Below are 13,567 nucleotides of genomic sequence, written 5' to 3' on the forward strand. Positions count from 1 at the left end.
ACGCCTCGGCGTGGGTGAGTCGGCCACGCGAGAGGCCGACCTCCGGCATACTGCGGCGCGAAGGTTTCAGTCAGCGGGGACGAACCGAAGGCCATCTGAACATGTCTCGACGACGCGGTGCGTTCGCCACCGTTGCGGTGCTCAGCGCGTTCGCGTTCCTCTACAGCCTGGCCTTGGCGATCCCGGTGTACGTCGGCGACATCTCAGCGCTGTGGAGCACACGAGGATTCGCCTGGTTCGGGGACGTGCTGGCCCGGATGGTCGATGGGTTCTCGTTCCTGTGGGGATCGGCGGTGATGAGCGAGGGATATCCCGTCGCACCGGTGTCAGGTTGGCCGACCGCGGTGTTCACGGCCCTGCTCGTGGCTCTGGTCTACGCGAGCCTGCGTACGGCCTCGGACGGCGCCTACGCGGTTGCCGGGCGTGTGCTGTGCGCGAGCGTTCTCGCGGGAGGCCTGACGAACCTCTTCGTGATCTTCCAGACCGTCCTCGGAATCCGCGGCGGGCCGTCGTCATTGCCGGCGGTCATCTGGGTGGTGCCCGACGACGGCATCTGGCTTGGTCTGGTCGTGGGTGTGGTCGGCGGCTACGCGGCCTATGCGGCCGCGGCGTTCGCCCAGATTGCCGCTCTCGCCCTGCGCGCGGGCGGCGGAACGGACGATGACGGCGCGACGCCGGAAGCGTCGAGGGAGGTCTTCGGACGGGCGCGTGCTGCCCGGATCGCGACGTGGGGCGTGCTGCCGATACTCGTGCTGGCTCTCGTCGGAGGCTTCGTCTGGGACTACGGTCCGGACGCGGACCCGTACGGGACGGACGTGGGTCCTCGCGAGGCGTGGGTCCGCCTGGTCTGGTTCGCCCATGCCAGCCTCTCGCCGCCGCACAACCCGCATTCCCTCAGCGGCAGCTTCGACACCTCGGTCTGGTTGCCGCCGGCCTTGGGTTCGGCCGCTCTCGCGGTGCTGGTGTGGCTGGTGATCCTGGTGGTCGTGACGCGATGGCCACGCGAGGGAGGGCCGGGCGTACTTTCGATCGTGCTGCTGTGCTGGGGCGTCCTGACAGTGCTCGCCGCGGTTGTCGGCCTGTTCGTCGGCGCGCTCGCGCCGGAGGACGAGTTCGCCCTGGCGACTCCCTACTGGGCGCTCGACACCGCCGCTCGGGGCGTTCGATTCGCTGTCTGTTTCGGCTGGATCACCGGCGTCGCGGTGGCCATCGCCCACCGATTCTCGAGAGGAGCGCAGGCTGATGCCGAAGCAGAGGTCGAGTGAGGCCGATGCCTCCAAGCAGGGGCGGCTGGCGTCATTGGTGAGGAAGCCGGCCACCTGGGTCGTCGGCGTGATCCTGGTGGCTCTGGCCGCCACCTTCACCTCCGGCCTGCAGAGCCTGTTCGCCGGCCTGCTGCCCGACGGCTGGAGCGAGCCGGGCGACGGCATCAAGGTCGTGGACGTACGCCGTCAGCCGGTGAGCGGTCGTGTGCTGATCCCGAACGCCGACGCCGGGCGGTTCGAGAGCCGGAGCGATGCGACGGAGTCGATCAACGACCCCGAGTGGGAGGCCCAGCACGAGTGGTACGCCGCCGGCTACATCACCTGGGAGCTGACCCTCGTCGGGCGCCACAGTGACCCGGTGGTGATCACCGACCTGCGTCCCGAACGGACCGGACCGTGCACGAAGCGGCTCGAGGCCGGAACGCTCGTCGAGGACCTCCCGCAGGGTGAAGGCACAAAGATCGAGCTGACGACGGCCATCGACGCGAACGTCCCCCAGCTGACCTCGGCGAAGGACGGTTCGGCGTACTTCGACGGTGGGACGGTCACGCTGGCCAAGGGCGAGACCGTGGTGATCTCGATCGAGGCGACCAGCGCGGGACCTACCTGCCAGTGGGTGCTCGAGGCCGACTACGTCGACCACGGCAAGCGCGAGACGATGACGATCAAGGCGCCCGGCGACCGACCGTTCGCTATCACCGGTTGGGCCGAGGGCCATCCGTACGATCTCACCTGGAACGGAAGCTGCGACCACGCGATGACACCCGAGGAGGCGGCGACCATCGAGAAGCCGACCGACTGCAACTAGGCCGAGGCGTCAGCTACGTCGCTCGACACGTCACTGCGGTGCCGACTCGGCCGACCGGAGTGACGCTTCGGCCGACCGGAGTGACGCCTCGGCAGGGTCAGCGGAGCAGGAGGCGTACGGCTACGTCGATCGACTTCTCGACGTCCTCGGAGTCCATGCGGCCGGTGACCCAGGAGATCAGGGCGGAGAGCCATACATCCGAGATGATCCGGATGATGGCGGCCTCCTCCTCGGTGACCTCGCCGTGGTCGGGGGTGCCGTGCATGGCGCGGGCGATGACGGTGGTCAGGCTGGTGCCGACCTCGTGGATCTCGCCGGTCACCGACTGGTCGGCGAACATGAAAGCGCGGACCAGGGCCTCGGTGAGCTTGGGCTGCTTCTGCAGGGCGCGGGTGCGGCGGTTGAGGACGTACATGATCCGCTCGTGGGCGGTGTCGCCCGGCGTCGCGCGGATGGCGGAGCGGTCGACGTCCTTGGTGAACTCACGCGCCAGCGCGGAGACCAGCAGATGGATCTTCGAGGGGAAGTAGCGGTAGAGGGTGCCGAGCGCGACCTCGGCCTGCTCGGCTACCGCGCGCATCTGCACGGCGTCGAAGCCGCCCTCGGCGGCGAGCTTGATCGTGGCGTCGAGGATGCGCCGGCGGCGCTCTCGCTGGGCCGCGGAACCGCCGGTGGGTGCGGTGGCCGGGGTAGGGCCGTCGGTGTCTCGTGGCTCCGTGCTGACGGACGTCACTGGTTGTCCCCCCTAGGACTATGACCGGATCTCGATCTGTGGATCTCAGGCTAACCGCATCGGCGCCCGAGAGTGAAACACGTTCTTCCGTGAGTCTAGACTTGTAACACGTTCTACATCAGTCTCTATTCCAGAGGCCGCGGAAATAGTAGGAGGTTCCTGTGCCGATCGGCATCACCGACGAACACCAAGCCCTCAGCGAAAGCTTGTGCGATTGGGCCAAAGGGCTGGGCGGCATCGCGCTCGCCCGCGCCGCCGAGGGCGTCGCCTCCGCAGGTTTCGGCGAGGTGTGGCGAGGTGTCGAGGAGTACGGCGTCGCCGCCATCGCGGCGCCCGAGCCGAACGGTGGTGGCGGAACGCTGCTGGACGCGGCCGTCGCGCTCGAGGCCTGCGCCCACGAGCTGCTCCCGGGTCCGCTGCTGGGCAGTGCGGTCGCGGCCTTCCATGCCGGCGCGGCCGGGCTCGGCGACGTGGTGGGTGCTGTCGCCGCCGGGGGCTGCGGGATCGCGCTCGACCCGGTCCTGGAGCTCGGTGAGCGCCTGCGAGGAACGGTTCCCGTCGTCTACGACGGCGGGGGATCGGCACGTCTGCTGCTCGGCGCCCGCGGGTCCGATGGCGCGGAGCGCTGGTTCTTCGTCGCGGCCGAGCAGGTCGACGTACGTCCCCAGGTGGGCCCCGATCTGACCAGGCGGGTCGCCGAGGTGAAGGTCGACGTCGACGCCGGCGAGGCGGTCGAGGTCCCGGGACTGCGCGTCGAAGCGGTGCGGCGTACGGCACTCACCCTCGCTGCCGCCGAGGCCGCCGGGATCGCGCGGTGGTGCCTGACGACGGCCGTGGAGTACGCCAAGGTGCGCGAGCAGTTCGGCGCGCCGATCGGGTCGTTCCAGGCGATCAAGCACCTGTGCGCCCAGATGCTGGAGACGGCCGAGGCGGTGGCCGCGACCGCCTGGGACGCGGCCGCCTCGGCCGACGACGCCGATCCCGATCAGTGGTCCTTCGCCGCCGAGGTCGCGGGTGCCACGGCGATCGACGGCGCCGTCATGGCTGCCCAGGACTGCATCCAGGTCCTCGGCGGCATCGGCTTCACCTTCGAGCACGACGCCCACCTCTACCTGCGCCGCGGGGTCGCCCTGCGCAGCCTCCTCGGTGGCGGCGACGCCCACGCGGTCGCGCTGGCCGGGCACGCCGTGGCCGGGGTACGCCGCTCGGTCCGTGTCGACCTCGACGGCAAGGACGAGGCGGTCCGTCCCCGAGTGCGGGAGGCGGTCGCGACGGTCGCGGCGCTTCCCGAGGCGGAGCGTCGCGACGCGCTCGTCGACGCCGCTCTGCTCGCGCCGCACTGGCCCGCTCCGTACGGCCTCGGTGCCGGTCCTGTCGAACAGCTCGTGATCGACGAGGAGCTCACCGCGGCCGGGGTGTCCCGCCCCGACATCAAGATCGCGGGCTGGGCCGTGCCGACCATCCTCAAGCACGGCACCGACGCCCAGCGTGAGCGGTTCGTCGAAGCCTCGCTGCGCGGTCGGATCGTCTGGTGCCAGCTCTTCAGCGAGCCCGGCGCCGGCTCCGACCTGGCCTCGCTGGCCACCCGCGCCGAGCGGGCCGACGGGGGCTGGCGGCTGACCGGCCAGAAGGTGTGGACCTCCCTGGCGGCCGAGGCCGACTGGGCCATCTGCCTCGCGCGGACGAACCCCGAGGTCCCCAAGCACAAAGGCATCACCTACTTCCTGGTGGACATGCGCAGCGAGGGGATCGACGTCCGCCCGCTGCGCGAGCTGACCGGTGACGCGCTCTTCAACGAGGTGTTCCTCGACGACGTGTTCGTGCCCGACGAGCTCGTCGTGGGCGATGTCGACGGCGGCTGGCGCCTGGCCCGCACGACGCTGGCCAACGAGCGGGTCGCGATGGCCTCGACCAACCTCGGCGGCAGCGTCGAACGCGCCGTCGAGCTCGCCAAGGACCGCGGCGAGTCCGATCTCGCCCGGGTGGGCCATGCCGTCGCGCTCTCCACGGTCTGCGCGCTGCTCGGCGTCCGCTCCACGCTCAAGGCGCTCGCCGGGCGCGGACCCGGCGCGGAGTCCTCGGTGGTCAAGCTCTTGACCGTACGCAACCGCCAGGACGCCTCCGAGCTCGTCGTCGACCTCCTCGGTCCGCTGGCGCTCACCGACGACCCGCAGGTCCGTGAGGACCTGCACCAGTCCCAGCTCACCCGCTGCCTCTCCATCGCCGGCGGCACGACCCAGGTGCTCCGCAACGTGGCCGCCGAGCAGATCCTCGGCCTGCCCAGATAGTCAGAGCCGCCACAGCTGCGAGCCGCTAGGCTGCTCGGGTCGAACCTTTACCCAGGGAGGCGGCGCTTGTCGGTGAAGACGATGCGCGTGACGGGCAGCGCGCGACGCGGCCATTCCACCATCGGGGCGGCGCTCTCGGAGGCTGCCGGCTCGCTCAGGGAGACCAGGATCCTGATCGAGCCGGGGACCTACGACGAGCAGCTGGTCGTGCGTGGAAACGTGTCGCTGGTTGCCCGGGAGCCCGGATCGGTGACGATCCGCTCGTCCGCGGGCCAGGTTCTCGACAGCGACGGCACGGTGAGACTGTCGGGGCTGCGGTTCCATGCCGATGCAGGCGAGGCGGTCGTCTGTCGGGGTGGGTCGCTCGAGGCTCATGAGATCGACGTCGAGACCCGCGGTCGCATCGCTCTCTGGGCCGCGCCGGGCACCCGGGTCGAGGCGCGTGACTCCACCTTCCGTGGTGGACGGGTGCTCTTCGCCGGAGCCGTGGGCGTCGTCGTGAGCTGTGAGCTGTTCGACTGTCCGGACAACGCGATCGCGGTGATCGAGGGTGCGCGCCTCGATGTTCGCGACTGCCGCGTCGAGCGTCCTCGGCACAGCGCGGTCCGTGTCGAGGCGGGCTCGTCCGCGACGATCCTCTCGGGCCGCTTCGTCTCGTGCCACGACACGATGGTCGCGGTCATCGGCGCTGCCGCGCGGGCCGAGATCGACGGCACGACCATCGAGGACACGGGCACCGCGATCGGCTTCGCCGAGGGCGCGACCGGAAGCGTACGCAACGTGACGGTGCGCCAGGCCCGGCACGCGCTCTCCTCACGCTCGGGTGCGAACCCGACAGTGAGCGACTGCGCGTTCCTGGACTGTCTGGAGACCGGGATCAACATCTCCGAGCGAGGCGCTGGAACCTTCAGCGACTGCGTCATCCGAGACCCCGGGGCGATCGGGGTGTTCATCAAGGGTGACGGCGCGGACGTGGGCCGTTGGGGCGCGGTCGACGTCAGCCGCTGCACGATCGAGGGCTCGTCGGTGGGGATCGCCGTCGAGGGGGCTGAGGGCCGCTTCCGCGACTGTCGGCTGAATCGGCTCAGTTTCGCGGGCGTCAGGCTTCTCGGGGCCTCGTCGGCGACCTTCGACGAGCTGGTCGTCACCGACACCCCGGTCGGACTGGACGCCCGAGGGACGTCGGTGGGGAGGTTCGGTCGGGCAAGGCTCAGTGAATGCCGCCCGCTCGCCGTCTCGGCGGTGGACGGGGCCCGGTTGACGATCTCGGAGAGCGTCGTGGCGGACTCGGGGGCCGGCGCCGGCGTCCAGGGCTCGGCGAGCCTGGTGGTGAAGAGGTCCGAGCTGCGCGACCTGGAGTCGTTCGGGATGATCGCGATGGCCACCAGCACCCTGGTCCTCGAAGGCAGCCGACTCCGGGGCCCCGGAGCGATCGGCGTCATCGGGCTCCATGACGCCCTCGTCGACGTCAGAGACACCACGGTGGAGGACGCGGCTGACATCGGCTTCCGTCTGCTCGACAAGTGCAGCGGTCAGATCGCCGGGTGCACCGTGACGGCAGCCGCCGGGCTCGCGGTGACCAAGAACGACTACGTGCGTGTCGTCGGACTGACCTCCTCGCTTCGGACCGTCATGACCAGCGCTGCGAGTGCGAAGGACCAACTCGTCGCGCAGGTGACGAACATCTACAACACGCCGATCTTCTTCAAGGAGTTCAGCGGGCAGATCGCCATGGGCAACGAGTCCGTGGAGCAGGTCCAGAAACGTGAGGGAGAAGATCGATGAGCGGCAGCGGTGACGGCGGGAACATCTACAACGAGCCGATGTTCTTCGGCGACTTCAACGGGCAGATGGCGATGGGCAACCGGAAGAGCGTCCAGCATCAGTCCATCTCGGTGGGTGCAGGGGAGGACATCGCGACGGTCGTCGCCCAGGTGCTGAAGCAGCTCGGCGCCCTCGGGCTCCCCGAGGACGACTTGAACGACGCGGTCGTCCAAGGCCGGGTGGTCCTGGCGGAGGTCGCCAAGGAGGAGCCTGATCGCACCGTCGTACGCCGGGGCATCAACTACCTCAAGGGCGTGGTCGCGGGGATCGCGACCGGTGCCGTCGTAGGCGCGAACCAGGGCGCAGCCGAGATTGGTCAGCAGATCGTCCGTGATCTGGGCAACCTGATCCTCTGAATCTGCAGACCGACCCTCGCGCCACGAAGTAGAACACGTTACAGTTTCGGCATGGGAGACGAGACGCTCGATGCCGTACGCAGCGTGGTGGCCGAGGTCCTTGCCCGCGAGACCGACCGGGGTGACTGGTCGGCCTGGGCGAGTGCCGGCCTGACCGCGCTGCCCGTGCCGGAGGCCCAGGGTGGCGAGGGGTTCGGGCTGACCGAGGTCGCGGTCCTGCTGCGGGAGGCGGGCCGGAACGCGGTGCGGGTGCCGGTCTGGGAGACGCTCGCCGTCGGCGCGCTGACGCTCGCCCGCCACGGGACGTCCGAGCAGCAGGACGCGATCCTGCCCGGCGTGGCGAGCGGCGAGACGCTGCTGACCCCGGCGTGGCTCGAGCCGGGACGACCACAGAAACCGTCGGCCGCCTACCGCGACGGCACCGTCAGCGGTCGCAAGACCGCAGTGACCTACGCCGCCGAGAGCTCGCGCCTCCTGGTCACCGCGACCGCCGAGGAGACCGGGGAACCGGTGGTGGTGCTCGTCGATCCAAGCGGTCCGGGCGTCACGCTGGCTCCTGCGAGCACGTCGGGTGAGCCGGCCCAGCACACCGTGGTGCTCGACGGTGCCGCGGCAGAGCCGCTGGGCGAGGGAGCCTACGAGACTCTGACCGGCCTCGCGACCGCCGGGCTGGCGGTGAGCGCCGCGGCCGTGCTTGCCGGCGCGCGGGATCTCACCGCTGCCTACGTGAAGAACCGGCAGCAGTTCGGCCGTGCCCTCGCGGAGTTCCAGGCGGTCGCGCTGCAGATGGCAGACGTCTACGTCACCTCCCGCACGCTCGACCTCGCTGCCGACAACGCGGTCGCCGCCATCGCGGACCAGCGAGCCGCGACGGTCGACCTGAAGGTCGCCGCCTACTGGGCCAGCCATGTCGCGCCGTACGCCTTCCGCACCTGCCACCACCTCCACGGCGGCATGGGGGTGGACGTGACCTACCCCCTGCTCGGGTTCACGACCTGGGGCACCGACATCGCCCATCTGCTCGACACCCCGGCCGAGGCCGTCCCGGTCGAGACCGAGGGGACCAAGAACCTCGAGCTCACCGAGGCCCAGCGATCGCTGAAGGCCGAGGTCAGAGCCTATTTCGCAAGCTTGGCCCACGAAGAGCCGGCTGATCCCGGCCCGGAGGGCTCCTGGGACCGGCACGGCCCGACGTACCAGAAGCTCATCAAGCAGCTCGGCGACGACGGCTGGATGGGCGTCGGCTGGCCGAAGGAGTACGGCGGCCACGGTCTCGGCGAGGTCGAGCAGACGATCTTCGCCAACGAGGCGCAGTACGCCGACGTCCACCTGCCCTCGGTGACCCTGCAGACAGTCGGCCCGACGCTGATCCGCTACGGCTCGACGAAGCAGAAGGACCTCTTCCTCAACCGGATCCTGGCCGGTGAGGTGCACTTCGCGATCGGCTACTCGGAGCCCGAGGCCGGCACGGACCTGGCCAGTCTCCGCACGACGGCGAGGCTCGACGGAGACCACTACGTCGTCAACGGCCAGAAGCTGTGGACCACCGGCGGCCACGCCGCCGACTACATCTGGCTCGCGTGCCGCACCGACCCGGACGCCCCCAAGCACAAGGGCATCTCGATCCTGATCGTCGACACGAGCGACCCGGGCTTCTCCTGGACCCCGATCATCACCGCCGACGGTTCCCACCACGTCAACGCGACCTACTTCAACGACGTGCGCGTCCCGGTCGACATGTTGGTGGGGGAGGAGAACAAGGGCTGGAAGCTGATCACGACCCAGCTCAACCACGAGCGCGTCATGCTCGGCCCGGCCGGTCGCATCGAGGGTCTGCGCGACCGCGTCCTGCGTTGGGCGACCGCTCAGGGCATTGCCGACAGCCCGGACGTACGCGCGCAGATCGGGAAGACCACCGCGGTCTTCCGCGTCAACGAGCTGCTCAACTGGGAGGTCGCGCGGGCGGCCGAGAGCGGCGAGATCGAGGTCGCCGACGCCTCCTCCTCGAAGGTCTTCGCCGCCGACCAGGTCCAGCACCTGCTCGCCGATCTGATCGCACTGGTCCACCGGCACGGCGATCCCGGCGATCCGGTCACCAGGAGCCTGCTCGACTATCTCGACGCCCAGGCGAAGCGGAACCTCGTGCTCACCTTCGGTGGCGGCGTCCAGGAGGTCCAGCGCGAGCTGATCGCGATGTTCGGTCTCGAGATGCCGAGGGTGCCCCGATGAACGCGGAGAAGCAGTTGCTCGTGGACGAGGCCGTTCACGAGAAGATCATGGCCGCCGCCGAGGAGGTCAAGGCGTGGGGCGAGGCCGCGGAACGCGACGCCCGCGACCTGGTCAACCAGCCCACGATCAACAACTGGCTCGAGGCGATGGGCCTGGAGTCCGAGCGGTTCCACCAGGGCGAGGCTCCGCCGTCGATGGCGCAGGTGTGGACGATGTACGGCCAGGGTGGTCGTCATCCCGACCGCGATCCGCTGCACGCGATGATGAACGTCCTCACCGACGCCGGCTTCAACGGCGTCCTCGGCACCAACTCCGAGCAGAGCTATGACCGCTACCTCCGCGTCGGCGAGCAGGTGCGGGTCACCACCGCGCTCGACTCGGTCGTCGGCCCGAAGAGCACCGGCATGGGTGTCGGCTACTTCGTCACCTCGAGGAGCACTTGGTACGTGCGCCACGAAGATGGGCACAGCGAGCGGGTCGCGACCATGCTGTTCCGGGTTCTCAAGTTCGTCCCCAAGGTGACGGCATGAGCGGCCCGGTGCGGCCGGTGATCGGCCGGGACAACGCGTACTTCTTCGAAGGCACCGCGAAGCAGGAGCTGCGGATCCAGAGCTGCAACGCCTGCGGAACGCTCCGGCATCCGCCGGGCCCGGCGTGCCTGGCCTGTGACGCCTACGACCGCGGCTACGTCGTCGCGAGCGGCGAGGGAACGGTCTACTCGTTCACCGCGATCCATGCCCCGAAGCTCCCTGGCAAGGAGCTCCCGCTGGTGGTGGCGCTGCTGGACCTGCCCGAGGGCGTACGCATCGTGGCGGAGGTGACCGGCGTGCCACCCGAGGGCGAGGACGCCCTGCAGATCGGCGAACGACTCGTCGTCGACTGGAACGTCATCGACGAGGAGCTGACGCTCCCGATCTGGAGGAGGCCATGAAGGTGCGTACCGGAGAGAAGATTCCCGTCTGGGAGCTCCCGATCACCCCGACGCTGGTCGTCTCGACCGCGATCGCGACGCGCGACTTCCAAGACGTGCACCACGACCGCGACCGTGCCCAGGCTGCCGGCTCGAAGGACATCTTCATGAACATCCTGACCTCGACGGCGCTGTGCGAGCGCTACGTCACCGACTGGGCGGGGACCGACGTGCAGATCAAGGGGATCTCGATCCGCCTGGGCGCCCCCGCCTACCCCTACGACACGCTGTCGTTCTCCGGCGAGGTCACCGAGGTGGCCGACGGTGTCGCCACCATCAAGGTCACCGGCTCGGTCTCCCTCGGTGCCCATGTGACCGGGACCGTGAGGGTCGCCGCATGAGCCTGAGCAACAAGGCGGCGATCGTCGGCATCGGCGCGACCGAGTTCTCCAAGGAGTCGGGGCGCTCCGAGCTCCAGCTCAGCGTCGAGGCGACCCGGGCGGCGCTGAAGGACGCCGGGCTCACCCCGGCAGACGTCGACGGGCTGACCACGTTCACCATGGACACCAGCTCAGAGATCGCCCTGGCCCGCGAGCTCGGCCTCGGCGACCTGCGGTTCTTCTCCCGCATCAACTACGGCGGCGGCGCCGCGTGCGCGACGATCCAGCAGGCCGCGATGGCGGTCGCGACGGGCGTCGCGGACGTCGTCGTCGCCTACCGCGGATTCAACGAGCGCTCGGGCCAGCGGTTCGGCCAGGTGCAGTCGTGGGCCGCGCAGCAGGTCAACACCAACGGCATCGACAACTCCTGGACCTACCCGCTCGGCCTCTCGACCCCGGCGGCGACGGTCGCGATGCAGGCGCGCCGCTACATGCACGACTACGGCGTGACCAGCGCCGACTTCGGTGCCGTCGCCGTCGCCGACCGGCGCCACGCCGCGACCAACCCGAAGGCGTTCTTCTACCAGAAGCCGATCACGCTCGAGGACCACCAGGCCTCCCGGATGATCGCCGACCCGCTGCACCTGCTCGACTGCTGCCAGGAGTCCGACGGTGCGGTCGCGATCGTCGTCACCGGTCCCGAGCGGGCCCGTGACCTGGCCAATCCGCCGGTCACCATCGCCGCGGCCGCCCAGGGCAGCGCCGCCGACCAGTACGTGATGACCTCCTACTACCGTGACGAGATCGGCATCCCGGAGATGGGCGTGGTCGCCAAGGACCTCTGGCGCCAGTCCGGTCTCACCCCGGCCGACATCGACACCGCCGTGCTCTACGACCACTTCACCCCCTACGTACTCATGCAGCTCGAGGAGCTCGGCTTCTGCGGCAGGGGAGAGGCCAAGGACTTCGTACGCGACGGGGCCATCGAGCTCGGCGGCCGCCTCCCGATCAACACCCACGGCGGCCAGCTCGGCGAGGCCTACCTGCACGGCATGAACGGCATCGCCGAGGGCGTACGCCAGGTGCGCGGCACCTCGGTGAACCAGGTCGCCGGCGCCGCGCGCGTGCTCGTCACCGCGGGCACCGGCGTACCCACGAGCGGGCTGGTCCTGACCTCCTCCTGACCGCGCGCTGAAAGTTTGCGCAAACACTTGCACCGTCAGATCCCTTTCTGGCGGTGCAAGTTCTTTCTGTGGCCTCCTGAGGGTTGACGTGTGACGGCGATCACCCTACGGTCTCTCTGCAAGATCTTGCAGCAAGATTCAGCCTTCGACATAGGAGGAACCATGGCCAGACAATCCATCGCCAGAACCGCCATGGCTGCCGCACTTGCCCTCTCGGCGGGAGCTGCTGTCGCGCTCACGATCCCGGTCTCGGCACAGGCCGCGCCACCGGGAGACAAGGACGTCACCGCGGTGATGTTCGAATGGAACTTCGCCTCCGTAGCCAGGGAGTGCACCACCACCCTCGGCCCGGCCGGCTACGGCTACGTGCAGGTCTCCCCACCCCAGGAGCACATCCAGGGTGGGCAGTGGTGGACGTCCTATCAGCCCGTCAGCTACAAGATCGCGGGCCGGCTGGGCGACCGCACCGCTTTCAAGAACATGGTCGACACCTGCCATGCCGCCGGTGTGAAGGTCGTCGCCGACGCCGTCATCAACCACATGTCCGCGGGCTCCGGCACCGGCACGGGTGGCTCGTCCTACAGCAAGTACGACTACCCCGGTCTCTACTCGTCCTACGACCTCGACAACTGCACCGCACAGATCAGCAACTACCAGGACCGCACCAACGTCCAGGAGTGCGAGCTGGTCGGCCTCGCCGACCTCGACACCGGCGAGGACTACGTACGCGGCAAGATCGCCGGCTACCTCAACGACCTGCTCTCGCTCGGCGTCGACGGCTTCCGGATCGACGCCGCCAAGCACATGGCCGCCTCCGACCTGGCCAACATCAAGTCGCGCCTGAGCAACCCGAACGTCTACTGGAAGCAGGAGGCCATCTACGGCGCGGGGGAGGTCGTCTCGCCCAGCGAGTACCTGGGCAACGGCGACGTCCAGGAGTTCCGCTACGCCCGCGACCTGAAGCGGGTCTTCAACAACGAGAACCTCGCCTACCTGAACAACTTCGGCGAGGGCTGGGGCTACATGTCCTCGGGCAGCTCGGCCGTCTTCGTCGACAACCACGACACCGAGCGCGGTGGCGACACGCTCAACTACAAGGACGGCGCGAACTACACCCTGGCCAACGTCTTCATGCTGGCCTGGCCCTACGGCTCGCCCGACATCAACTCGGGCTACGAGTGGAGCGACAAGGACGCCGGCCCGCCCAACGGCGGCGCGGTCAACGCCTGCTGGCAGGACGGCTGGAAGTGCCAGCACGCGTGGCCGGAGATCAAGAAGATGGTCGCCCTCCGCAACACCGCTCGCGGCCAGTCCGTCACCAACTGGTGGGACAACGGCGCCGACGCCATCGCCTTCGGTCGAGGCAGCAAGGCGTACGTCGCGATCAACCACGAGTCCGGCTCGCTGACCCGCACCTTCCAGACGTCGCTGGCGGCGGGCGCCTACTGCGACGTACAGACCGGCAACAGCGTCACCGTGAACGGCTCGGGTCAGTTCACCGCCACCCTCGGGTCCAACACCGCCCTCGCGCTGCACGTCGGCGCGCCGACCTGCAGCTGATCCCCTCGGCCGACCGTCCGGCGCCGACCC

The 13,567-nt window shown here is 69.4% G+C and carries 12 protein-coding genes; 11 read left to right on the plus strand and 1 reads right to left on the minus strand.

The window, feature by feature from the left end:
• Positions 1–101 precede the first annotated feature (101 nt).
• Together ACFV9G_RS23610 and ACFV9G_RS23615 are read left to right on the plus strand one after the other, a co-directional pair.
• Positions 102–1,265, plus strand: a complete 1,164-nt coding sequence (locus ACFV9G_RS23610) for a hypothetical protein (protein WP_378730518.1) — start codon at positions 102–104, stop codon at positions 1,263–1,265.
• Positions 1,243–2,073: a hypothetical protein gene (locus ACFV9G_RS23615; protein ID WP_378730521.1), complete on the plus strand. Its 831-nt coding sequence runs from the start codon at positions 1,243–1,245 to the stop codon at positions 2,071–2,073. Before ACFV9G_RS23610 ends, ACFV9G_RS23615 begins: the two co-directional genes overlap by 23 nt.
• Before the next feature lie 97 nt (positions 2,074–2,170).
• On the opposite strand, the gene ACFV9G_RS23620 is transcribed toward ACFV9G_RS23615, so the two are convergent.
• Positions 2,171–2,806, minus strand: coding sequence for a TetR family transcriptional regulator (locus ACFV9G_RS23620; protein ID WP_378730524.1), 636 nt, complete (start codon positions 2,804–2,806; stop codon positions 2,171–2,173).
• Between the two features lie 161 nt (positions 2,807–2,967).
• Between ACFV9G_RS23620 and ACFV9G_RS23625 the strand changes: the two genes are divergently transcribed.
• From ACFV9G_RS23625 to ACFV9G_RS23665, 9 genes are all read left to right on the plus strand, one after another.
• Positions 2,968–5,094 carry an acyl-CoA dehydrogenase family protein gene (locus ACFV9G_RS23625; RefSeq protein ID WP_378730525.1) on the plus strand — a complete coding sequence of 709 codons (2,127 nt, stop codon included), beginning with the start codon at positions 2,968–2,970 and terminating at the stop codon, positions 5,092–5,094.
• A gap of 81 nt (positions 5,095–5,175) precedes the next feature.
• Positions 5,176–6,879: a right-handed parallel beta-helix repeat-containing protein gene (locus ACFV9G_RS23630; RefSeq protein WP_378730543.1), complete on the plus strand. Its 1,704-nt coding sequence runs from the start codon at positions 5,176–5,178 to the stop codon at positions 6,877–6,879.
• Positions 6,876–7,274, plus strand: coding sequence for a hypothetical protein (locus ACFV9G_RS23635; RefSeq protein ID WP_378730527.1), 399 nt, complete (start codon positions 6,876–6,878; stop codon positions 7,272–7,274). Before ACFV9G_RS23630 ends, ACFV9G_RS23635 begins: the two co-directional genes overlap by 4 nt.
• Before the next feature lie 51 nt (positions 7,275–7,325).
• On the plus strand, positions 7,326–9,503 hold the full coding sequence (locus tag ACFV9G_RS23640) for an acyl-CoA dehydrogenase (protein ID WP_378730530.1): 2,178 nt from the start codon (positions 7,326–7,328) through the stop codon (positions 9,501–9,503).
• On the plus strand, positions 9,500–10,033 hold the full coding sequence (locus ACFV9G_RS23645; RefSeq protein ID WP_378730532.1) for a MaoC family dehydratase N-terminal domain-containing protein: 534 nt from the start codon (positions 9,500–9,502) through the stop codon (positions 10,031–10,033). The genes ACFV9G_RS23640 and ACFV9G_RS23645 overlap by 4 nt, the downstream gene beginning before the upstream one ends.
• On the plus strand, positions 10,030–10,434 hold the full coding sequence (locus tag ACFV9G_RS23650) for a Zn-ribbon domain-containing OB-fold protein (RefSeq protein WP_378730534.1): 405 nt from the start codon (positions 10,030–10,032) through the stop codon (positions 10,432–10,434). Before ACFV9G_RS23645 ends, ACFV9G_RS23650 begins: the two co-directional genes overlap by 4 nt.
• Positions 10,431–10,814, plus strand: a complete 384-nt coding sequence (locus tag ACFV9G_RS23655; protein ID WP_378730536.1) for a MaoC family dehydratase — start codon at positions 10,431–10,433, stop codon at positions 10,812–10,814. Before ACFV9G_RS23650 ends, ACFV9G_RS23655 begins: the two co-directional genes overlap by 4 nt.
• Positions 10,811–11,977 (plus strand): lipid-transfer protein, encoded by a 1,167-nt coding sequence (locus ACFV9G_RS23660; protein ID WP_378730538.1) that lies wholly within the window; start codon positions 10,811–10,813, stop codon positions 11,975–11,977. Before ACFV9G_RS23655 ends, ACFV9G_RS23660 begins: the two co-directional genes overlap by 4 nt.
• 162 nt (positions 11,978–12,139) lie before the next feature.
• Positions 12,140–13,537, plus strand: a complete 1,398-nt coding sequence (locus ACFV9G_RS23665; protein WP_378730540.1) for an alpha-amylase family protein — start codon at positions 12,140–12,142, stop codon at positions 13,535–13,537.
• Positions 13,538–13,567 lie beyond the last annotated feature (30 nt).

This window comes from Nocardioides sp. NPDC059952 (assembly GCF_042730435.1).
In the GTDB taxonomy this organism is placed as follows: domain Bacteria; phylum Actinomycetota; class Actinomycetes; order Propionibacteriales; family Nocardioidaceae; genus Nocardioides.

Excerpts from the sequence above, each read along its gene's own strand:
- ACFV9G_RS23665 (WP_378730540.1), top strand. The coding sequence starts at position 12,140 with ATGGCCAGACAATCCATCGCCAGAACCGCCATGGCTGCCGCACTTGCC.
- ACFV9G_RS23660 (WP_378730538.1), top strand. The coding sequence starts at position 10,811 with ATGAGCCTGAGCAACAAGGCGGCGATCGTCGGCATCGGCGCGACCGAG.
- ACFV9G_RS23650 (WP_378730534.1), top strand. The coding sequence starts at position 10,030 with ATGAGCGGCCCGGTGCGGCCGGTGATCGGCCGGGACAACGCGTACTTC.
- ACFV9G_RS23640 (WP_378730530.1), top strand. The coding sequence starts at position 7,326 with ATGGGAGACGAGACGCTCGATGCCGTACGCAGCGTGGTGGCCGAGGTC.
- ACFV9G_RS23610 (WP_378730518.1), top strand. The coding sequence starts at position 102 with ATGTCTCGACGACGCGGTGCGTTCGCCACCGTTGCGGTGCTCAGCGCG.
- ACFV9G_RS23615 (WP_378730521.1), top strand. The coding sequence starts at position 1,243 with ATGCCGAAGCAGAGGTCGAGTGAGGCCGATGCCTCCAAGCAGGGGCGG.
- ACFV9G_RS23655 (WP_378730536.1), top strand. The coding sequence starts at position 10,431 with ATGAAGGTGCGTACCGGAGAGAAGATTCCCGTCTGGGAGCTCCCGATC.
- ACFV9G_RS23635 (WP_378730527.1), top strand. The coding sequence starts at position 6,876 with ATGAGCGGCAGCGGTGACGGCGGGAACATCTACAACGAGCCGATGTTC.
- ACFV9G_RS23645 (WP_378730532.1), top strand. The coding sequence starts at position 9,500 with ATGAACGCGGAGAAGCAGTTGCTCGTGGACGAGGCCGTTCACGAGAAG.
- ACFV9G_RS23630 (WP_378730543.1), top strand. The coding sequence starts at position 5,176 with ATGCGCGTGACGGGCAGCGCGCGACGCGGCCATTCCACCATCGGGGCG.